Source organism: Brevundimonas intermedia (genome assembly GCF_027922165.1).
Lineage (GTDB): Bacteria > Pseudomonadota > Alphaproteobacteria > Caulobacterales > Caulobacteraceae > Brevundimonas > Brevundimonas intermedia.
The window spans coordinates 37,160-55,820 of sequence record NZ_BSFD01000003.1 but is presented as its reverse complement, the minus strand read 5'-3'; the positions used below and the strand labels follow the sequence as shown (position 1 = coordinate 55,820).

Annotated in this window: 22 protein-coding genes and 1 riboswitch; of the genes, 10 read left to right on the top strand and 12 right to left on the bottom strand. The window is 66.0% G+C overall.

Annotated elements, in window-relative coordinates:
* Positions 1-63: 63 nt before the first annotated feature.
* The 3 genes from PKE72_RS07455 to PKE72_RS07445 are packed head-to-tail and all read right to left on the bottom strand — an operon-like array spanning position 64 to position 1,420.
* Positions 64-624, bottom strand: coding sequence for a TspO/MBR family protein (locus PKE72_RS07455; protein WP_271164747.1), 561 nt, complete (start codon positions 622-624; stop codon positions 64-66).
* A 55-nt stretch (positions 625-679) separates the two neighbouring features.
* On the bottom strand, positions 680-922 hold the full coding sequence (locus PKE72_RS07450) for a helix-turn-helix domain-containing protein (RefSeq protein ID WP_054765434.1): 243 nt from the start codon (positions 920-922) through the stop codon (positions 680-682).
* Positions 923-1,420 carry a DUF2975 domain-containing protein gene (locus PKE72_RS07445; RefSeq protein WP_271164746.1) on the bottom strand — a complete coding sequence of 166 codons (498 nt, stop codon included), beginning with the start codon at positions 1,418-1,420 and terminating at the stop codon, positions 923-925.
* Positions 1,421-1,518: 98 nt separating this feature from the next.
* Here PKE72_RS07445 and PKE72_RS07440 point away from each other — a divergent pair, with 98 nt between their 5' ends.
* Together PKE72_RS07440 and PKE72_RS07435 are read left to right on the top strand one after the other, a co-directional pair.
* Positions 1,519-2,451 carry an ABC transporter ATP-binding protein gene (locus tag PKE72_RS07440; RefSeq protein ID WP_271164745.1) on the top strand — a complete coding sequence of 311 codons (933 nt, stop codon included), beginning with the start codon at positions 1,519-1,521 and terminating at the stop codon, positions 2,449-2,451.
* Complete coding sequence (locus tag PKE72_RS07435; RefSeq protein ID WP_271164744.1) at positions 2,451-3,173, top strand: ABC transporter permease; 723 nt, start codon at positions 2,451-2,453, stop codon at positions 3,171-3,173. Before PKE72_RS07440 ends, PKE72_RS07435 begins: the two co-directional genes overlap by 1 nt.
* Before the next feature lie 7 nt (positions 3,174-3,180).
* Here the strand turns inward: PKE72_RS07435 and bfr are convergent, their stop codons facing one another.
* Both bfr and PKE72_RS07425 read right to left on the bottom strand, forming a co-directional pair.
* A complete protein-coding gene (bfr, locus tag PKE72_RS07430) occupies positions 3,181-3,681 on the bottom strand; it encodes a bacterioferritin (protein ID WP_271164743.1) in 501 nt (166 codons plus the stop codon).
* A 142-nt stretch (positions 3,682-3,823) separates the two neighbouring features.
* Complete coding sequence (locus PKE72_RS07425; protein ID WP_271164884.1) at positions 3,824-4,009, bottom strand: (2Fe-2S)-binding protein; 186 nt, start codon at positions 4,007-4,009, stop codon at positions 3,824-3,826.
* A gap of 127 nt (positions 4,010-4,136) precedes the next feature.
* Between PKE72_RS07425 and thiE the strand changes: the two genes are divergently transcribed.
* From thiE to PKE72_RS07410, 3 genes are all read left to right on the top strand, one after another.
* Complete coding sequence (thiE, locus tag PKE72_RS07420; protein ID WP_271164742.1) at positions 4,137-4,790, top strand: thiamine phosphate synthase; 654 nt, start codon at positions 4,137-4,139, stop codon at positions 4,788-4,790.
* Between the two features lie 74 nt (positions 4,791-4,864).
* A complete protein-coding gene (locus PKE72_RS07415) occupies positions 4,865-6,553 on the top strand; it encodes a sensor histidine kinase (RefSeq protein WP_271164741.1) in 1,689 nt (562 codons plus the stop codon).
* A gap of 602 nt (positions 6,554-7,155) precedes the next feature.
* Positions 7,156-7,488 carry a hypothetical protein gene (locus tag PKE72_RS07410; protein ID WP_271164740.1) on the top strand — a complete coding sequence of 111 codons (333 nt, stop codon included), beginning with the start codon at positions 7,156-7,158 and terminating at the stop codon, positions 7,486-7,488.
* A 4-nt stretch (positions 7,489-7,492) separates the two neighbouring features.
* Here the strand turns inward: PKE72_RS07410 and PKE72_RS07405 are convergent, their stop codons facing one another.
* From PKE72_RS07405 to PKE72_RS07390, 4 genes are all read right to left on the bottom strand, one after another.
* The gene (locus PKE72_RS07405; RefSeq protein ID WP_271164739.1) at positions 7,493-7,834 is read right to left on the bottom strand and encodes a VOC family protein; all 342 of its coding nucleotides are present in this window, start codon (positions 7,832-7,834) and stop codon (positions 7,493-7,495) included.
* Positions 7,835-8,022: 188 nt separating this feature from the next.
* A complete protein-coding gene (locus PKE72_RS07400) occupies positions 8,023-8,439 on the bottom strand; it encodes a GNAT family acetyltransferase (protein WP_271164738.1) in 417 nt (138 codons plus the stop codon).
* Complete coding sequence (aroC, locus tag PKE72_RS07395) at positions 8,436-9,521, bottom strand: chorismate synthase (protein WP_271164737.1); 1,086 nt, start codon at positions 9,519-9,521, stop codon at positions 8,436-8,438. Before aroC ends, PKE72_RS07400 begins: the two co-directional genes overlap by 4 nt.
* 72 nt (positions 9,522-9,593) lie before the next feature.
* Complete coding sequence (locus tag PKE72_RS07390; protein ID WP_271164736.1) at positions 9,594-10,328, bottom strand: J domain-containing protein; 735 nt, start codon at positions 10,326-10,328, stop codon at positions 9,594-9,596.
* A 109-nt stretch (positions 10,329-10,437) separates the two neighbouring features.
* Between PKE72_RS07390 and pdxH the strand changes: the two genes are divergently transcribed.
* Together pdxH and PKE72_RS07380 are read left to right on the top strand one after the other, a co-directional pair.
* Positions 10,438-11,112, top strand: coding sequence for a pyridoxamine 5'-phosphate oxidase (gene pdxH, locus PKE72_RS07385; protein WP_271164735.1), 675 nt, complete (start codon positions 10,438-10,440; stop codon positions 11,110-11,112).
* 78 nt (positions 11,113-11,190) lie between these two features.
* Positions 11,191-12,786, top strand: a complete 1,596-nt coding sequence (locus tag PKE72_RS07380; RefSeq protein WP_271164734.1) for a carboxylesterase/lipase family protein — start codon at positions 11,191-11,193, stop codon at positions 12,784-12,786.
* Here the strand turns inward: PKE72_RS07380 and PKE72_RS07375 are convergent, their stop codons facing one another.
* Together PKE72_RS07375 and PKE72_RS07370 are read right to left on the bottom strand one after the other, a co-directional pair.
* A complete protein-coding gene (locus PKE72_RS07375; protein WP_271164733.1) occupies positions 12,787-13,833 on the bottom strand; it encodes a L,D-transpeptidase family protein in 1,047 nt (348 codons plus the stop codon).
* Positions 13,834-13,880: 47 nt separating this feature from the next.
* On the bottom strand, positions 13,881-14,042 hold the full coding sequence (locus PKE72_RS07370; RefSeq protein WP_267516076.1) for a hypothetical protein: 162 nt from the start codon (positions 14,040-14,042) through the stop codon (positions 13,881-13,883).
* Positions 14,043-14,220: 178 nt separating this feature from the next.
* Between PKE72_RS07370 and PKE72_RS07365 the strand changes: the two genes are divergently transcribed.
* From PKE72_RS07365 to PKE72_RS07355, 3 genes are all read left to right on the top strand, one after another.
* Positions 14,221-15,381 carry a GNAT family N-acetyltransferase gene (locus PKE72_RS07365; protein WP_271164732.1) on the top strand — a complete coding sequence of 387 codons (1,161 nt, stop codon included), beginning with the start codon at positions 14,221-14,223 and terminating at the stop codon, positions 15,379-15,381.
* 8 nt (positions 15,382-15,389) lie between these two features.
* The gene (locus tag PKE72_RS07360) at positions 15,390-16,316 is read left to right on the top strand and encodes a transcriptional regulator (RefSeq protein WP_271164731.1); all 927 of its coding nucleotides are present in this window, start codon (positions 15,390-15,392) and stop codon (positions 16,314-16,316) included.
* Between the two features lie 72 nt (positions 16,317-16,388).
* Positions 16,389-17,279, top strand: a complete 891-nt coding sequence (locus tag PKE72_RS07355; protein ID WP_271164730.1) for a head GIN domain-containing protein — start codon at positions 16,389-16,391, stop codon at positions 17,277-17,279.
* 135 nt (positions 17,280-17,414) lie between these two features.
* Here the strand turns inward: PKE72_RS07355 and PKE72_RS07350 are convergent, their stop codons facing one another.
* Positions 17,415-18,167, bottom strand: a complete 753-nt coding sequence (locus PKE72_RS07350) for a porin (RefSeq protein WP_271164729.1) — start codon at positions 18,165-18,167, stop codon at positions 17,415-17,417.
* Between the two features lie 251 nt (positions 18,168-18,418).
* Positions 18,419-18,619, top strand: a riboswitch (cobalamin riboswitch).
* The last annotated feature ends 42 nt before the right edge of the window (positions 18,620-18,661 follow it).

Genomic DNA, 18,661 nt, shown 5'->3' with positions numbered 1-18,661 from the left:
GGTTGGGGCGTGGCGAATAGGGCGCGATCCCTAGAGGAAGCCCCGGCAAAGGGCAAGGCGGGCCTAGTGCAGGGTGCGTTCGCCCGACGCCTGGTCCACCTTGCGGTGCAGGAAGTTGCCCAGCCTTACGCCGCCGCCAGTCGGTGCGGCCATCTTGCCCGCCCCCTCGTCCAGCTTGCGCGCCTCATGGGCGAACGCGGCCGCCAGTCCCGCCGAGGACATAGCCGCCGCCACCTGTTTCCACATCGACGAGGGGCGCAGGCCCAGCCAGATGGCGTTGACGGTCTGGGCCGCGACCCACAGGCCCATGGCCGTCGTCCGCTCACGCTGCGGCGGCGCATTCCAGACCCGTACAGCCGACAGGGTGGTGGCCGAGAACACCGCCGGCAGGATCAGACTGAAGGCCCCGTGCGGCTTCTCGGTGATCGGCAAGTCCTTGTTGCGGACATGTTTCAGCTTGCGCTTCGGCGTCAAGGCGCCCGACGCGATGCCGGTCGCCAACAGGGCGAAGCCTACGGTCAGCGCCACGCCCATCGCAACATGTCCCGCGCTCCGCCCCTCGCTGTTCAGCAGGTCCACGGCGGCGTCCCGCACGTCGTCGATGGCGTCGTCGATATCAGTCATGGTCCACTCCAGCTTGCCCGCCGGAATCAAATGGGCGGCGCCGGACGCGGTTCCGTCACACTTCGTCTGGCTCGACCGGTTCTGTCTCGCGCGGATCGAAATCATAGTCCAGCAGGTCGCCGGGCCGGCACTCCAGCACCGCGCACAGCCGCGCCAGGGTGCTGAACCTTATGCCCTTCACCTTGCCGGACCGGAACAGCGAGAACTGCGTCTCGCTGAGGCCCACCTGGGCGGCGACATCGCGCGCCTTCAGGCCTTTACGCACCATCAGATCGTTCAGGGTCACGCGAACCGGCATTCAGATCATCTCGTCCATCTCGGCCTGTAGTCGAGTCGCCTGATCGAGAACCCGACCGAGCAGGAAAAGGGCGCCGCCGATCATGCCCAGGGTCATTCCCGCCACATCGAAATAGGCCCAACTGCTCCGTTCGTCGCCCAGAAGCCGCATCAAATTGGTGACGCCGAAGACGCTGAGCACCCCGCCGAAGCCCAGCGCCAGTCCCACCCGACGCAGCGCCGACGACAGGGTCGGCTGGATCAACCGCCCCCTGGCCAATTGACCCAGCGCCGACCCGATCGACCAGACGGCGAATAGGTAGAGGAGCGAAGGCGAGGCCCAGACGATCTCCCGAACCAGTAGCGTGAGATCTCTGTGTTCTCCGCGCACCACAAACACCGTCGGCACGATCACATACATCAGCGCCAAGATCGCGCCCACGCTGCAAACCATGAAGATCGCGAGCCGGCGGAACTGGCGGCACATGTGGCGGAAACGGGCGAGATCGTCGGCGGCCATGGGTCTGTCCGGGGATAGAAACCTGTCTTGTCTTTAATCTTGACTTAAAAATCTGTCGCTCGCAACTTTATCTGAGAGTTAAATATGAGGGCGGCGATATGGCGGCGATCGAGACGGAGGGGCTGACGCGAATCTTCGGGCGTCGGCGGGTGGTGGACGCGGTGTCCATGTGTGTGCCGGACCGGGCCGTCTACGGCTTCCTGGGGCGAAACGGCGCCGGCAAGACCACCACGATGAAGATGCTGATCGGCCTGCTTCGTCCGACCTCGGGCGGGGCGCGGGTCTGCGGCGTTGATGTGGTGCGAGACCGGATTGGCGCGGCGCGCACGATCGGCGCCCTGCTGGAGGCGCACGGCTTCTATGTCCATCTGACGGGCCGAGAGAATTTGGACCTGACGCGGCGTATGCTGGGTCTGCCTGCGACCGAGATCGACCGGGTGCTCGAGGTGGTCGATATGCTGCGCGACGGCGGTCGCCGGGTGTCCGACTATTCGCTGGGCATGCGCCAGAGGCTGGGGATCGCTCGAGCCATGCTGGGGGCGCCTCCGGTGTTGATGCTGGACGAGCCGACCAACGGCCTCGATCCGGACGGGATCGCCGACATGCGGCGCTTCCTGCGTGCTCTGCCGGAACGGGCGGGGGCGACGGTGCTCCTGTCCAGCCACCTGTTGGGTGAAATTGAGCAGACCGCCAGTCACGTCGGCATCATCCACGAGGGGCGGCTGGTCTTGGAAGGTGAACTGGCGCGTCTGAAGGCCGAACTGGCGCCCGAGATCGGTCTGAGGGTCGACGACGCCGACCGGGCTCGCGCCGTTCTGCGCGGCCGGGATCTGACTTTGGTCGAAGACGCCGAGGGTCTGGTGGCCCGGCTGCGGCCCGGCGACGACCATGACATCGTCTCCGCGGCCCTAAACCGCGATCTGATCGAGGCCGGTGTGTCGGTCTTCGCCATCGCGCCGCGCGCCCGTTCCCTGGAGGGGATCTATCGCGCCGCCTCCGCCATCGCGTCCCATCGTCAGGAGACCGTCTGATGCTCGCCGTCCTTTCCGTCGAAGTCCGCAAGTTGAACCGTTCCCTGGCCCTGCTGCTGGCCGCCGCCGCCCCCACGCTGATCGCAATCTTCGCCTTCGCCATGGTGCTGCGGTCCGAGAAGCCGTCAGAATGGTCGATGTGGATCGGCAGTGGCACGGCGATCTGGGCCTATTTCATGCTGCCTATGTGCGTCACAGCCCTCACCGCCCTGGTCGCTCACATGGAGCACGGGCCCCGCAGTTGGGACCACTTGCGCGCCCTGCCGGTTCCGCGCTGGACCCTCTATGCGTCTAAAGCCATCTGCGTGATCGGCTTGGTGGTGATCATGAGCGCGGCGGTGCTGGCCATGACAATAGGGGCGGTGGCCGTCGGCGGCCTCGTCAAGCCGGATGCGGCGGCGGTCGGCCGACTTGATCTCGCCGCCCACGCCTGGGTCCTGGCCCAGATGGCCCTTGCAGCCGTTCTGATGATCGCCCTGCAGTTTTGGACAGCGATCCGCTTCGCCAGTTTCGTGCCCGGACTGGTGCTGGGTATAGGCGGAACCTTCTTCGCCGTGGTGGCCACGTCGGCGAAACAGGGCGTCTTCATGCCTTGGCAGATGCCGGTGAACATCCTCGCGACGGAGGCGTGGCGGGTTCAGACGGCTTTGATGCTGGGCGGCGGTCTAGGCTTGGTCGTGCTCGCGGCGGCGGTGATCCACCTAGCCCGCCGCGAGGGCTGAGGATGGATCAGCCGCCGGTGGCGGCGCTGTCGGTGACGATTTCCTTCATGGCCGACTGGAGATAGTTCTGCGCGCCCATAAGTTCGATCAGCTTGTGCTGGTTCTCGAGGAAGTCGATATGCTCCTCGGTGTCGGCCAGGATCTTCATCAGCAGGTCGCGGCTGACGTAGTCGCGGGCCTCTTCGCACTGGGTCACGGCGGCGGCGGTGGTGGTTCGGCTGTCGAGCTCCAGTTGCAGGTCGGCGCCCAGGCATTCGATCGGATGCTCGCCGACCTTCAGCTTGTGCAAATCCTGCAGATTGGGCAGGCCGTCCAGAAACAGGATGCGCTTTATCAGCATGTCGGCGTGTTTCATCTCGCCGATCGATTCTTCGTAGATCACGTGCCCGAGGTGGGCCAGGCCCCAGCTTTCAAACATGCGGGCGTGCAGGAAATACTGATTCACCGCCGTCAGTTCGTTGGTCAGCACCGCGTTTAGGGTGCGGAGGATCGCGGGATCGCCCTTCATGGCCATGGTCCTTGGTCTCTCGGCGGCGCCTTCGCCGTCCTTCGAGCTCTGCGATACCACAGTAAAACCCGCATTGTTTATTTGCGAGTTTTTATCACCGCATTGATAGTGCGAGTGATTTCCAGGTGCTAAAGCCGTTGGCCTATTCAGCCGCGATTGCGAAGGCTTCGCGGCTGTCCTGAATCATCTGGCGCATTTCGCAAACGCACTTGGCGCACTGCGGCTGACACTGGTGACGGGCGAAGATTTCGCGCGGTCTGCAAGCGCCGGCCTCGATGGCCTGGGCGACGTCACGCTGGCGAAGGCCATTGCAGTTGCAAACGTACACGAGAATCTCGAACTCACCGACTGAGAATGGTTCGCTATAGCAGTCCTTAGGGTGATTGCAAGTCGTTCGCACGGCGGTTCCGTCATTGCGCCGTTGACGAATGGTCGCAGGGGAGGGAAGTCAGCCTATGGCCAGACCCCCCGCTGTTTCCGCTCGTCCCCCCTGCCGACTGTATCTGATCACGCCGCCCGCGATCCCTGATTTGGACGTCTTCGCCGCCATGCTTGAAGAGGCATTGGGCGCGGGCGACGTCGCAGCTCTGCAAATAAGGCTCAAGCCTGCAGATGACGCCGCCATTGTCGCCGCCGTCGAACGGCTGGCCCCGATCGCGCGCCGGCATGGCGTGGCGGTGCTGGTGAACGACCGGCCCGATCTGGCTCGGGCCACCAGTTGTGATGGCGTTCACATCGGTCAACAGGACGGGTCTCTGGTCGAGGCGCGTCGGATCATGGGGCCTGACGCGATGATTGGCGTCACCTGTCATGACGACCGCGACCTCGCGTGGGACGCGGCCGAGGGCGGCGCCGACTATGTCGCCTTCGGCGCCTTCTATCCAACCGGGACCAAGGAAACAGCGCACCGACCCGGTCTGGAAATCCTTACTGTCTGGCAGGAAACGGTGGAGGTCCCTTGCGTCGCCATCGGTGGCATCACCGTCGAAACCGCGGAAGAGGTAGCGCGGGCCGGCGCAGACTTCGTGGCGGTGAGCGCGGGAGTGTGGACTTATGAAAGCGGTCCAGCAGCTGCGGTTAAGATGTTCAATCTTAGATTGAAAGCCTAGTGGGCGCATATATTTCAGGGGATATTAGGAACCGCATGTTTTGATAGTGCGAGCAAACCGCGCCGAGACCGTGCATGACCATGAGCCCCGTGCTCGACATAGATGCTGCCAAGCCGCTAACGCCGTCACCGAGCGCAGCCTTGCGGATGCAGGCGCCAGAGTGGAAGGGCGAGGCTGTATTTGCGCATCCTTTGGTTCCTGTAATCACTGGAGTATGCATCGCAATTCTTGCAGCGACCTCAATCGGCTGGGCGCGCAGCCTGGATCTTATCACGGGCCTTTGGGGGGTGTGCGGGGTGGCCGTCGCCGTTTGGCTGCGCACTGGATGGGGGCGACGCCACGACACCGCTTTCGCCGTTGTGCTGACAATCAGCATCCTGATCGGAGAACTGATCGCCGGGTATAAGCCGGCGCTGTCTGTGATGCTCGCCTTGGCGAACATGGTGGAGATTATTGGCGCGATCCTGCTGGCCCGCCGTTTCGTTCCAAACCTGGACGTGTCCAGCCTGAGCGGCGCAGCGCGTTTTTTGATCTTCGGCGCGGTCCTGTCGCCTATTCCTGCCGGCTTGTTCGCTGCTGCGGTCCTCGCACCGTTCGGATCGGGCGACGTCTTCGAAACCTTTAAGACCTGGTGGTTTGGTCACGCCCTGGGTCTGGCCGTAATCGGCACGCTCGGGCTGGCGCTTACCCCATCGACCTTGTCCCGTTTCAGCCGCCCTGGCGCGATTTTGGAAGCGGCCGTCTTGTTAGCCGGGGTGCTGGTTGTTCAGTACATAGGGCTTTCAGGGCTGTCAGCTGTGGGCGTCGTCATGATTCCCCTGTTGCTCTGCGTGGCTGTCCGGACGGGGGTCGCGGGAACGGCTTTCAGCCTTTTGGTGGTCACTGTCCTCTCGGTCGGCGGAGCCATGTTGGGTTACGGCCCTCAGGCTGACGACATGACCCGCACTCAGCTGGTTATGATGGCGCAGATTCAAGTCCTGGCCGGATACATGCCCATTCTTCTGGTCGCGGCTCTGCTGGAAGAACGCGACCGCTTCGCCGATCGCGCCCGCACGGGTCAGATTCGTGCAGAACGAGCGTCGGAATCCAAGTCGCGGCTGCTGGCCAATGTCGCACACGAGATCAAGAGCCCCGTCGCCGGCGTCATCGGGATCGGCAATCTTTGGTCGACCGGCCAACTCGGTCCCGTCACGCCTCAGCAGACAGAAATGGCGGACATGCTGGTCAAGACGGCGCGGCAGGTCGAGACCTTGGCCCACGACCTGCTTGATCTGGCGCGGGCGGAATCCGGCGCGATCAAGGTCGATTTGCGACCGACAGACGTAGCTGGCCTGCTCGAAGACGTCCGACTTTCGGCTAGAATTCGGCCGGAAGCTCAAGCGATTGATCTGCAAGTTGTGTGCGAGGGCGAGGGGCTAATCGCGATCGCGGATTCTCAGCGGCTAATGCAAGTGATCGACAACCTCACCACCAACGCCCTCAAGTACGGGGGCTCCGGCGGTCGAGTCGTGCTGAGGGCGTTGAGCGCGGAAGATCATGTGCGGATCGAGGTCATTGATTTTGGGCCCGGCTTGTCCCTGGAAAAGCAGGCGCAGCTCTTCGAGCCGTTCAACCGACTCGGTCTGGAGCGTTCCGGCATCGAAGGGCATGGGGTGGGGCTTGCGATCGCAAAGCGGCTTGTTGAACTTCAGGACGGCTCCATTGGGGTGGTTTCAGCGCCGGGTCAGGGCGCGATCTTCTGGCTGACCTTACCGCACGCCTGACCGCCCTTGCGGTTCCACCTGCGCCGCGTAATGGTCCCGGCATGTTCGTCATCGCCTTAGCCGCCATCCTCCTGTCCGGGCAGGACACGTCAAGCCAGCGTTCGACCTCGGATCTGACGCGCGACCTCAACAGCGGGCCGCCCTTCAAGCCTGCGTCGCCGGTTCAGCAGCCCACGCCGGTCGAGCCCACGGCGCCGGCGCCCCCTCCCGTGGCCCAGAGCCAGAACGCGGCTCCGTCAGCGCAAGCCGCTACCCCTGCTTCCGCGTCCTTGACGCGCGATCTGAACAGCACGCCGCCTTCGGCGGTGAGGCCCGCCGCGCCTGCAGCAACGGCCGCGCCGCCGGCTACAACACCGCCTGCTGCGACGCGGCTTGTGGCGGCCCCATCCGAGACGACGACCAGGCCTGTCGCACCCCAGCTGGCCCCTTCGCGTCCGACCCCGACCTCCACCCCGTCTCCTACCCCACGCCAGACAGCGCCTTCGTCTCAGACCCAGACGCCTCCAGCCCCATCCCCCAGGTCGGTCCCGGCTACGGCGGAGCCGGCTCCTGTTGCGCCGGCCACGACGCCGCAAGGCCTGGACGCCGCAGCGATTGCGGCCTTGCCCTTTACGCTGGAGCTTCCATCCGGAACGGTGCTGACCCAGTCGCGTGCCGGCGCTGACGCCCGAATCTACGCCGTCCGTCGCGAGCAGACGGCCTTGGTCATGATCTATGCCGGCCCGGCTTCACAGTTTCCCGTTTACGATGGACAGGTCGTTCAGGCGGGGGGGCGCGCCTCGATCGTTGTGACCGAGGGCGGGCGTCGCCTGGCGCTGGAGCATCTGTTCAAGCGGCCGTCCTCGCCAGAGGAAATCCACGTCTGGGTCTCCGCCGCAGAAGGCGCCGATCGCGACCTGGGCGAGCGGATCGCCCAGTCGGTCGACGCGCGCTAGGCGATCAGTCGGTAGACCAGACCGCCATCTCGGTGCCGGCCGGATCGGCGAAATGGAAGCGGCGTCCACCTGGGAAGGCGTAGATCGGCTTCAGGATCACGCCGCCCGCCGCCTCGACCTTGGCCTGCATGGCCTCCAAGTGGTTCGCGTAGAGAACGGGCAGAGGCGTCTTTGTCCGATCGGCCTCATCGGCGTCGAAACCTCCGTTCAGGCCCTGGTCGAAGGCGGCGTAGGTCGGGCCGTAGTCGATAAAGGTCCAGCCAAAGGCTTGGCTGTAGAATTCCTTGGTGGCGGGCAGGTCTGCGGCGGGCAATTCGAGGTAGTCCAGCTTTCCGTCTTCACGCACGGTTGATCTCCTAGAGTGCGGCGCCACCGACGAACCTGTCTTGCACGCCGCCCCGATCCGCGCAAATCTGCAAACGGTTCGCAGTTGCAGGAGTCGGCGATGATCGTGATGACGACGGGTCTAACCGGCCTGATGGCGCTGATGCGGCAGGACGAGAAGGCGAAGGACAGAGCGGGGGGCGGTAGCTGTCAGCCGTCCAGCCTCCGGCCCAGTACAATCACATCCTGCCGCTCCAAACCAAGCCGGTGATAGAAGCCTAGCGCCGCCTCGTTATCGGAGCGGACCATCAGCTGAAGCTTGGGGGCGCCCCTTTTCTTCAACCAGTCTTGCGCCGCCGTCATCAGGTCGCGGCCCAGGCCGCTGCGGCGCCGGTCAGGATCTACCGCCAGATAATAGATCCAGCCGCGATGGCCGTCGAAGCCGACCATGACCGTGCCGCTGATCCCCACCTCATCCGCCGCGACCAGCAGGGTGGAGGTTGCGCCATCCTTCGCCAGATTCAGGTCAGCAACCGGGTCGTTCCACGGACGGGTCAGATCGCTTGCGGTCCACAGGGCGATGACAGCCTCGTCTTCGCCGCCGCGGATGGGGCGGATATCCGTCATCCGACCTGAGCGCGGTGCCGTAGGAAGGCGTCGGCCAGGACGCAGGCGGCCATAGCTTCGACCACCGGCACGGCGCGAAGAGCCACGCACGGGTCATGGCGGCCCTTGGTCCGCAGATCAGTTTCCTCGGCGTCGCGGGTGATGGTCTGGCGCGGCGTCAGGATCGAGGACGTGGGCTTGAACGCCACCCGCGCCGTCAGCGGTTGCCCCGTGGAAATCCCGCCCAGAACCCCGCCGGCATGATTGGAAAGAAAGACCGGCTGCTTGTTCAGGTCCAGCCGCATCTGGTCGGCGTTGTCCTCGCCCGACAGTTCGGCGGCTTTAAACCCTGCGCCGATCTCCACGCCCTTGGCGGCGTTGATCGACATCAGCGCGGAAGCCAGTTCGGAGTCCAGCTTGCCATAGAGGGGCGCGCCCCAGCCGGCGGGCACGCCAGTGACCTCCAGGGCGACCACGGCGCCGATGGACGAGCCGGCCTTGCGGACTTCGTCCAGATAGGCCTCCCATTCCGCCACAACATCGCTGGAGGCGGCGAACAGGGCATTGTTGTGCACGGCGTTGAAATCGATGGCTTCCGGCGTGATCCGGTGCGGACCGATCTGCACGACGCCGGCGCGGATGATCACGCCGTCGCCCAGCACCTTGCGCGCTACGGCGCCCGCCGCCACCCGGCTGGCCGTCTCTCGCGCCGACGAGCGCCCGCCGCCGCGCGGGTCGCGCACCCCGTATTTGGTCTGATAGGTGAAGTCGGCGTGGCCCGGGCGATAGGCGCGCGCGATCTCGCCATAGTCTTTCGACCTCTGATCCTCGTTCTGGATCAGGATGGAGATGGGCGTGCCGGTCGTGACTGGACCGTCGCCGTCGTCGAATACGCCGGACAGGATCTGCGCCGTATCGCTTTCACGCCTTTGGGTCACGAAGCGCGATCCGCCGGGCTTTCTCTGGTCCAGCCAAGGCTGAAGATCAGCCTCGGTCAGCGGGATCATCGGCGGGCAGCCGTCCACGATGCAGCCGATAGCCGGCCCGTGGCTCTCGCCCCAGGTGGTCACGCGAAACAGATGGCCGAAGGTGTTGTGCGACATGGCCGACGTAATGGTCGAGGACGGCGACGAGGTCCAGTGTCTGCGCGGTAAACCAGGCGAAGTGAAGGGGCGTCAGGCCGCCAGACGCTCCGGCGCCCAGGCGCGAGTGAACCGCACCAGCAGGTCTTCGGCCGGCGAGGGCGCCTCTGACGACGGCGTTAAAGTGACAAACAGATGGCCCTGCGCGCGAGAGCCTCTTGCCGGCAATCCCAGGCCTTTGAATCTCACCCGCGCAGGGGCGGTCATCTCCGGGGTGATCCAGGCGGATCGCGGGCCTGCATGGGTCTCGACTTCCACCCGGCCGCCTTCCTGAAGCAGCCGCGACGAGGTTGGCCAGCTCATGAACAGGTCGTCGCCCAGGACGGAGATTCCGTCCTGGGGTCTGATAAGAACGGCCAGATAGAGGTCTGCGCCATCCGTCCCGCCCCCCCTTAGTCGCAGATGCTCGCCCGTCCGAAGGCCGGCGGGCGCCGCAACCCTTATTGTGCGCTCACCCAGCCTCAGGTCCAGTTTGGCCCCGGCGACCGCTTGCATGGGGCTTAAAACCAGGACCGGCGCAGGGGCGGCTGTCTCGCCCGGCGGCGTCAAGCTTGGCCGCGACGGCGCGTGCGCTTGGATCAGGCGATAGGCGGCGATGACGCGTCGGAACCGTTCCGCGTCCCCGCTGGGCTGGTCCGGGCGCGCCTCCTTCACCGCCGCGCGGAAGGCGGTCTTCAACGCCTCGGCGTCGGCCGCGCCGTGCAGGCCCAGGGTGGCGAGGGCCTCCCGAATGGCGGCGACATCGGATGTGGGGCGGATAGCGCTCATTCCCCTACCGTTCGCGCGATAGGGTCAATGCGCGGTTAACCGCGATTCGATCTTGGCTGTTTTGATCCCGATCATTTCATCACGCGCCTGCTCGGGTTAGAGAACCGCCATGACCGCCCTCGTGATCCCGCCCAGCCCTTCGCGCGAAGAGTACGCGCGCGACTATGCCGCCGCCCTGGCCGCCAATGGCGACGAAACCATCTTCCAACTATCCGAGCCCGTCGGCCTGTTCGTCGAATGGCTAGCTGAGGCCAGGGCGAACGAAGTCAACGATTCCAACGCTATGACCCTGTCTACGGTCGATGGTGACGGCCTGCCCGACGCGCGGATCGTTCTGCTCAAGGACGTCGATGATCGGGGCTTCACCTTCTATTCCAACAGCCAGAGCGACAAGGGCGTGGAACTGGCCCAGCGTCCGGTCGCCGCCCTGACCTTCCACTGGAAGTCGCTGCGTCGTCAGGTGCGAGTGCGGGGACGGGTCGAGCCCGTCACTGCGGAGGAGGCCGACGCCTATTTCTCCAGCCGGGCCCGCGAAAGCCGGATCGGGGCTTGGGCCTCGGACCAGTCCCGCCCCCTCGACGCCCGCGAGACCCTTGAAATCGCAGTGGCGCGCGAAACGGCCCGGTTCGAAGGCGGCGAGGTGCCTCGGCCCGAACACTGGACCGGCTGGCGAGTTGTCCCGCAAAGCGTCGAGTTCTGGCGCGACCGCCCTTTCCGTCTGCACGACCGGCTGCGCTTCACGCGCGACGGAGACGCCTGGACGCGCGAACGTCTCTGGCCTTGATGTCGCGGCCGTTAGGCGTGAACGAAACGCTCAGGCTTCGCCCGCGTTAAGCCCGTCTCGCCACGGCCAAGGTTTTCGATGCGTCTTCTCTCGCTGCTGTTCGCGTCCCTGCTGCTGGCGGCCTGCGCCACCCATCCGGGCAAGGTTGATCATGTCCGGTTCGCGCCGGGCGCTGAACGGGTTCTGGCGAAGACGGAGGCTGGAACCGTGCGGGGGATTGAAGGCGCGGGCGTGCGCGCCTTCCTGGGCGTGCCGTTCGCTCAGGCTCCAGTGGGGGATCTGCGGTGGCGGGCGCCTCAGCCTGTCCGGCCGTGGGAGGGCGTGCGCGATGCGACGCGGCTTGGATCGGACTGCACCCAGGCCATCGGCCGCCAGGCCATTCTGGGCGGGGGCGGCGGGCTGGTCGTCGGGTCCGAGAACTGCCTCTACCTGAACATCTACGCCCCAGCCGGAACGACGGCCCAGCCGCGACCGGTGATGGTCTATATCCCCGGCGGCGCCTTCACCATCGGATCGGGGGCCAACTACGATCCGTCGAAACTGGCGGCCGAACAGGGCCGGGTGGTCGTAACCCTCAACTATCGGCTCGGCGCCCTGGGCTGGCTGGCCCACCCGCAGTTCGAGCCGCAGGGCGAGGGCTTCGGCGGAAATTTCGGCCTGATGGATCAGCAGGCGGCCTTGCAGTGGGTGCATGGGAACATCGCGGCCTTCGGCGGCGACCCGGCCAATGTGACCCTTTTCGCCGAGAGCGCAGGGGCCTGGTCGGCCTGTTATTTGATGGCGTCGCCTGGGTCCGAAGGCCTGTACCAGCGCGTCATCCTGCAAAGCAGCGGCTGCCTGGAGCCGTCATCCCTGGTCAGTGCGCAGGATGCGGCGGCGACGGGCCCCCTGTTTGCAGAACGCCTGGGCTGCAGCGGGTCGGATCAGGTCTCGTGCCTCAAGGCACTGCCGGCCTGGCGCTTGTCGCGCGCGCCGTCGTTGAGGGCGGGGATCAACGGGCCGGGGTCGTGGGGACCGGTCCATACCGACGCGACCGTACCTGAAAATCCTGCGCTGGCGATCCATGAGGGCCGGTTCACCCGCGTCCCCGTCATCGTCGGCACCAACCTGGACGAAGGGCGGCTGTTCGCCAATGAGGTCAAGGACATGGATCGCTACCAAAAGGAGACGATCTGGATGTACGGCGACGTCGGTCCGCGCGTGCTGGATCGCTATCCGGTCGGTCCTGACGGCCCGGCCTACGCCATCGCTACGAACTTCACCGACCAGAGGTTCGCCTGTCCGTCACAGGCCCTGCGCCGCCAGCTGTCCCGCTATGTTCCGGTCTGGGGCTATGAATTCGCGGATCGTGGCGCGCCCTTCGTCCTGCCGGACTGGATCGTGGGGCTCGATCTGGGCGCCTATCACGCCAGCGAACTGGCCTATGTGTTCGGGACCAGTTGGGTGTTCGCCGACGTGAAGCGGCTCACCCCGGAGCAGAAGGCCCTGTCCGAGCGGATGCAGAGCCTGTGGGCCGGCTTCGGTCAGAGGGACTTTGGCCCGGACTGGCCTCGCGTTGAGGTCTCCGGACCGGTCCGGGTGTTCAGCCCCGACGGCGACCGGCTGGACGCCGACTTTTTCGACCGCCACCACTGCGACTTCTGGGACGGCACCCCGTTCGGCGCCGTCCAATAGTCAGATGAACCGCACCGTGACGCCCGGCTTGACCTTGTCGGCCAGGGTCCAGGCGTCCCAGTTGGTCAGGCGCACGCAGCCGTGCGAGGCGGTCTTGCCGACCAGATGCGGGTCGGGCGTGCCGTGAATGCCATAGCTGGGCTTGTTCAGGTCGATCCAGACCACGCCGACCGGATTGTTGGGCCCCGGCTTGACCACGACCTTGTGGTCCACGTCGCCATAGCTGAGCTTTGACGGGTCATAGGTGTAGTCGGGATTGCGGGCGACGCCGTTCACCTTGACCGTGCCGGTCGGGGTGGGATTGTCGCCGCTGCCGATGGTGGCCGGGAAATAGGCGATCAGCGTGCCGTCGGCGGCGAAGGCCCTGACCGAGCCTTCGGCCTTGTCGACGTCGATATGATCCACTTCGGCGGGCAGGGGCGTGGTGTTGATCGCCGGAACCACCAGGGACTGACCGACCCGGTTGAAGTCGGCGCCGGGGTTCATGGCCCGCAGCAGATTCTCTGTGACATGGAAGCGTTCCGCCAAAGCCTCCACGACATTGGCGTAGCCCATGAAGGGGGCCAGGCCTTGCGCCTTCAGCTCTGTCGGAACCGCGCCCAGATAGGGGCCGGCCAGATCCTGTTGGGTGATCGTATAGGTCGTTGTCACGGCGCCGACGCCGGCCGCCCGCAAGCGGCCCATGATATCGGCGTCAAGCTGGCCGCTGGCGGGCAGGCTCTGGGCCTCCTGAAAGGCGGCGATCGCCTGGCGCATGTTGGAGCCCGCCAGACCGTCGATGGCGCCGGGCGAAAAGCGCGCCCGTTCCAACAGTACCTGGGCCCGGATCAGGGCCGGGTCCGGCTGAGCGGGGTTTTGCGTTGTCGTCGGGGGAGCATCGGGCGCGGGCGGCGAATAGGCGCCGTTTTCGATGGCGTCGCGCGAAAGCGTGCCTTCATTGCGCGTCTCCGCAGCCGGAGCTGACGCTCCGTCTTCGGCGGGTGGCGAACAGGCGGCCAGGCTCAAGATTAGCAAGCTGGGCAATAGGTAGGCGAAGCGGTGGTTCATTCAGCAGCTTTCGGTAGCGACAAGGGCAGGCGAGGGCGAGTGGAACCTCAGTTCTCTTCGCCGGTCGCAGGGTCGGTGGCGGTTTCGCCAGAGTTGCTGGAGCCTTCCGACCCCTTGGGCTCGGTAGCGGGGCGCGGCGGCTCGCCGTCCCGGTCGGGGCGCAGGTTTTCGTTTTCGACCTTGCGATCGTCGGGCCGGGCGTCGGTCATGGGCGTTTCTCCAGGCGGATCAGGTCTCCGCCATCAGGCAACGCGCCCGAAGCGTCGGGGCTCCCGCGAACCCGACCTAACGACCGTTCACCATTCCGATGAACCGTACCGCAACGGGACAGGGTGCAGGATCGCGTCTGGACCGGGCCTTGCTCGACAGGGCTCTATGAGGATGCGCATGCCCGAAACGCTACAGGTCGAGATCATCAAGGCGGAGGCGACGGACGCCGCCGCGATCGCTCTGTGGCGCGACTGGACGACGACCAATCCGTCGCTGCAAAGCCCCTATTTCCGGTGGGACTATACGGATATCGCCGCGCGCGTCTGTCCCGGCGCCGCCGTGGCGGTGTTTCGGCGCGGTGGGCGGATTGTCGGGTTCTTTCCGTTCCAGAAGCGCGGCGGATCGGTGCAGCCGTTGGGCGCGCCGATGAACGACTATCACGGCGTGATCGCCGCCGAGGACGAGATCATCACCCTGGAAGAGGTGGCGCATCTGCTCAAGGCGCGCCGGCTGAACGTGCCGGGCTGGATCGGCGCCGGCGAGACGGGGCAGGCGCGCGAGACTGTGCAGGTCGTGATGCCGGACTCGGGCTTCGACGCTTGGTACGCCGAGCGCCGCTCGACCTTCGGCAAATACTTCAAGGACAAGGAGCGGGCGCGGCGCAGCCTGGAGAACGAACTGGGTCCGGTGCGAGTCGAACACGGCCTGCGGGATCCGGCCCTGCTGGATCATTTGATCGACCTGAAGGCGGCGCAGTACCGCCGCTCGGGGCTGCACGACATCTTCGCCTGTGGCTGGACCCGCGATCTGCTCCACGCCCTGATGGAGACGCCGGCGCCTGATTTCGGCGCGTCGATGGCGGCCATGTATGCGGGCGAAAAACTGGTGGCGGTCGAGTTCTCTCTTCACGCCGGTGGTCACCATCATTTCTGGTTCCCGGTCTACGAGCCCAGCCTGTCGCGCTGCTCGCCGGGGATTTTGCTGAGCATGGACACGATGCGGCTGGCGGCGGCCGACGGATTCCGCGTGTTCGACTTCGGTTTCGAAGGCGAGAGCTACAAGAAGTATTTCGTCAACGCCCGTCAGACGGTGCGCGAGGCGGTGGTGATGCGGCCGGGCCTCGCCCAGGTTCTGGGCGACGCGGCCGTCGGCGTGCTGGATCGGACCGGGACGCGCGGCGAGGCCTTGCGCGCGTCGCTGCGCCGCCGATGGTCCACCATCGAAGCCTGCGAGGCCTCGTCGGTCGGGCGTCTGCGCGGCGCGGCCGTCGCCGTTCGCTCGGCCGTTCACAAGGCCGCCGCCCGCAAGAGGACGCCGGCGCGCGTCGCTCACGTCTAGGATTGAACATGAGCGACCGCCGCACCCGCTATCCCGGTCCCGTCGCGGAGGCCCAGATCCATCCGCACAGCCTGGTCGATCAGGGCTTCGCTGAGGATGCGGCTCTGGCCGCCGTGCTGGATCGCTACCCGGCCGAACTGTTCGACATCAACCTGTACGACTACGACGACGCGGGCCAGGTGTCCTTGCGGACCGGTACGCGCGGCGGTCTGTCGGGCGAGAAATTGCTGGAGGCGATCAAGCAAGGCCGTCTGTGGGTGAATCTGCGCGGCGTCGAGACCGGCTGGCCCGAGCTGTGGCGGGCCGCGATGAAGGATTTCCGCGCGATCCAGGCGACCTATCCCGGTATGCGCGCCGTCCGCAATGCGGGCCAGTTGATCCTGTCGTCACCCAAGGCGCGGGTGCCCTATCATTTCGACGCCGCCGGCGTGGTGCTGTTCCATCTGCGCGGTCGCAAGCGGCTGTTCGTCTATCCGGGCGACGAGGGGCATCTGCCCGAGCGCAATATGGAACAGGTCGTGGCGCGTCAGACGACCGAGGAACTGCCCTATAGGCTGGCGTTCGAGAACGACGCTCAGGTGATGGATCTTGAGCCGGGCTGCGCCCTGACCTGGCCGCTGTACGCCCCGCACCGGGTCGAGAACCTCGACCGGTTCTGCGTCAGCCTGTCGATGGACTTCCAGACCTGGCCTTCGCGCTTCCGCAACGGGGCCCTGTTCACCAATGCGGTGCTCCGCAGCCTGGGCGGGCGGCCGCGCTTCACTGACCGCATGACCAACCCGGAACTGGCGGCCCGCTGGGCGGCGTCCCTGGCGCTGAAGCGGGCTGGCGCGATGAAAAGCCGGATCGCGAGGTTCGAACGCGATTTCGAACCTCGGCTCGGCGTCGCGGACGGCGCGGGCGCGCTGGACGGCCCTGTTAATTCGAGTTCATGACCTCGAGTTAAAATGACTCGTGGCGGCCGGGCGCGCACCTTCCTCTCGTAATCGGGAAAGGGAAGGCCGCACATGAAGACCGCATTGATCGCCGCCGCCGGAGTCTCCGCATTTCTCGGATTGGCGGCCGCCGCGCCCGCCTCCGCCGGCGAGGTCGAGATCCGCAACGCCGTGGCGCGCGTGATCGTCATCGTCGAGGATCGTCAGGACATCGGCGTCGAGGTGACGCAGGGGCGTTCGCGCCTGCCCGCCATCCAGGTGCGCCGCAACGGCCGCGACGTCGAGATCGACGGCGGGCTTCGCCGCAACGGCCTCTGGGGGCGAAGCGACGGCATACGCAACTGCAACTCCGGTCGCGCCGATGCCGCCCAGCCCGGTCAGGGCGCCACGGTCGAGGTGCGGGATCTGGGTCGCATCCGTCTGGAGGATGCGCCTCTGATCGTGGTGCGGACCCCGCGGAATGTGGACGTCAGCGCCGGCGGCGCCGTCTTCGGCGCCGTGGGTCGCGGCGCGCGCTCCGTTGAACTCGACAGCGGCGGATGCGGGACCTGGACTGTCGCCAATGTGGACGGTCCGCTCGAACTGAGCGTCGGCGGGTCAGGGTCGGTTCGCGCCGGCACATCCAGGTCGCTGGAAGCCAACGTCGGTGGATCGGGCTCGATCTCGGCAGGCGCGACCGGAAATCTTGAGACAGCCGTAGGCGGTTCCGGCAGCGTCGAAGTCGCCAGCGCCAACGGTCGTGGCGACGTCTCCATCGGCGGTTCCGGAGGCGTCAACATCCGACAGGGCCGAATGGACAAGCTGTCCGTAGCTATCGGCGGATCCGGCGACGTCCGTTTCGGTGGCACCACCCGAGACCTCAGCGTCGCCATCGCGGGATCCGGCGATGTCCGCGTCGCCGCCGCGACCGGCGCAGTATCCCGTTCCATCGTCGGATCCGGAACGGTTCATATCGGGCGCTAAGACCCGGCTCTCCGCCGCGAGAGGAAAGGCCCCCGGTTTGTGGAACCCCGGGGGCCTTTTTCGTTTCTACAGCAAAGAAAAAGCCCCGGCGGATCGCTCCGCCGGGGCCTCTGCTTTCAGGAAAACCTGAAGGGCTTAGAAGGCGCCCAGAACGCTCGTGATCGACGAGACGCCCAGGCCGGCGCCGGCGCGGTCACGCGCTTGCAGACCGCCGCCGAAGCTGTAGCGCAGGCCGAGCGACCAGGTGTCGACGTCGATGGAATCGACGTCGGCGCGGGTGTAGGCGGCGCCGACCGAGAACGGGGTGTTCTCGATTTCGTACTCTGCGCCCACGCCGTAGGTCCAGGCGTCCACGTCGCCGCCGTCGAAGTCGACGTTGTTGTAGCTGACGCCCGCGTTCAGGCGCAGGTTCGGCATGACGTAGAAGGCGGCGTCGCCGCCGACGGTCCAGATGTCCGCGTCGACGTCGTCAGCCGTGGTGTAGGCGACCAGGCCGGTCAGGGTCGCGTTCGACAGGTACTTCTGGGCTTCGGCGCCCACGGTCCAGACGGGATCGTTGCCCGAACCGATGTCGTTGGCGGCGACGAAGGCGCCGGCGCGGACGTCGGAGGTCCACATCTTGGTCAGGTGAGCGGCGGCGACGCCGGTGACGTCTTCTTCACCGAAGGCCTTGGTGTAGTCGATGGCGCCGTTCAGGGTCACGGTCCAGTCGGCGGCCGGCAAGGCGACCGTGCCGTCCACGGTCCAGACGTCGGCGTCGACGTCATTGCCTGCGACTTCGATCGAAGGGTTGGAGTAGGTCACGCCGACCGAGCCGATGGCGTCTTGGGCGAAGGCCGGGGCGGCGAACAGGGCGGCGGCGGCCGTGGCGAGGAGGATCGTCTTCATTTTCTTTTGTCCTTAGCAGTCTCGACCCGGATGGGGGTCCGGGGAGGGCGGCTGCTATCAGGCGCGGACCAAGCTGAGCATTAAATCGCCGTTATATAAGTGTCTTGAAACTGCCATGTGGCCCATCCGCCACGCCTTGTGGCTGCAATGTGTCAGGGGTGAGCAAATCTCAGGGCAAACGGTTAAGATCGGTCAATCGTATAATCACATAAGCATATCCTTATATGTCTTGACGGCCGAGCGATTGTGAGACCATTCTGAGGCGTCGTGGTCTCCCCGTGTCTTTCGGTGCGTGGAGCTAAGAGGGAAGCCGGTGTGAAACCGGCGCTGCCCCCGCAACTGTAAGCGGCGAGTCGTGGGTCCATCTCGTGTCACTGGCGTTCGCGCCGGGAAGGCCGGACCCGAGGCGTCGACCCGTGAGCCAGGAGACCTGCCCCGACAGATAACGTCCTCCGGCGGGGTGCCCGGTCAGGCCGCATGCGCGCCGCCGGACC

Bases quoted from the DNA above. Each gene is read 5' to 3' on its own strand.
- PKE72_RS07455 (WP_271164747.1), bottom strand. From the start codon at position 624: ATGACTGATATCGACGACGCCATCGACGACGTGCGGGACGCCGCCGTG.
- PKE72_RS07450 (WP_054765434.1), bottom strand. From the start codon at position 922: ATGCCGGTTCGCGTGACCCTGAACGATCTGATGGTGCGTAAAGGCCTG.
- PKE72_RS07445 (WP_271164746.1), bottom strand. From the start codon at position 1,420: ATGGCCGCCGACGATCTCGCCCGTTTCCGCCACATGTGCCGCCAGTTC.
- PKE72_RS07440 (WP_271164745.1), top strand. From the start codon at position 1,519: ATGGCGGCGATCGAGACGGAGGGGCTGACGCGAATCTTCGGGCGTCGG.
- PKE72_RS07435 (WP_271164744.1), top strand. From the start codon at position 2,451: ATGCTCGCCGTCCTTTCCGTCGAAGTCCGCAAGTTGAACCGTTCCCTG.
- bfr (WP_271164743.1), bottom strand. From the start codon at position 3,681: ATGAAGGGCGATCCCGCGATCCTCCGCACCCTAAACGCGGTGCTGACC.
- thiE (WP_271164742.1), top strand. From the start codon at position 4,137: ATGGCCAGACCCCCCGCTGTTTCCGCTCGTCCCCCCTGCCGACTGTAT.
- PKE72_RS07415 (WP_271164741.1), top strand. From the start codon at position 4,865: ATGACCATGAGCCCCGTGCTCGACATAGATGCTGCCAAGCCGCTAACG.
- PKE72_RS07400 (WP_271164738.1), bottom strand. From the start codon at position 8,439: ATGACGGATATCCGCCCCATCCGCGGCGGCGAAGACGAGGCTGTCATC.
- aroC (WP_271164737.1), bottom strand. From the start codon at position 9,521: ATGTCGCACAACACCTTCGGCCATCTGTTTCGCGTGACCACCTGGGGC.
- PKE72_RS07390 (WP_271164736.1), bottom strand. From the start codon at position 10,328: ATGAGCGCTATCCGCCCCACATCCGATGTCGCCGCCATTCGGGAGGCC.
- pdxH (WP_271164735.1), top strand. From the start codon at position 10,438: ATGACCGCCCTCGTGATCCCGCCCAGCCCTTCGCGCGAAGAGTACGCG.
- PKE72_RS07380 (WP_271164734.1), top strand. From the start codon at position 11,191: ATGCGTCTTCTCTCGCTGCTGTTCGCGTCCCTGCTGCTGGCGGCCTGC.
- PKE72_RS07375 (WP_271164733.1), bottom strand. From the start codon at position 13,833: ATGAACCACCGCTTCGCCTACCTATTGCCCAGCTTGCTAATCTTGAGC.
- PKE72_RS07370 (WP_267516076.1), bottom strand. From the start codon at position 14,042: ATGACCGACGCCCGGCCCGACGATCGCAAGGTCGAAAACGAAAACCTG.
- PKE72_RS07365 (WP_271164732.1), top strand. From the start codon at position 14,221: ATGCCCGAAACGCTACAGGTCGAGATCATCAAGGCGGAGGCGACGGAC.
- PKE72_RS07360 (WP_271164731.1), top strand. From the start codon at position 15,390: ATGAGCGACCGCCGCACCCGCTATCCCGGTCCCGTCGCGGAGGCCCAG.
- PKE72_RS07355 (WP_271164730.1), top strand. From the start codon at position 16,389: ATGAAGACCGCATTGATCGCCGCCGCCGGAGTCTCCGCATTTCTCGGA.
- PKE72_RS07350 (WP_271164729.1), bottom strand. From the start codon at position 18,167: ATGAAGACGATCCTCCTCGCCACGGCCGCCGCCGCCCTGTTCGCCGCC.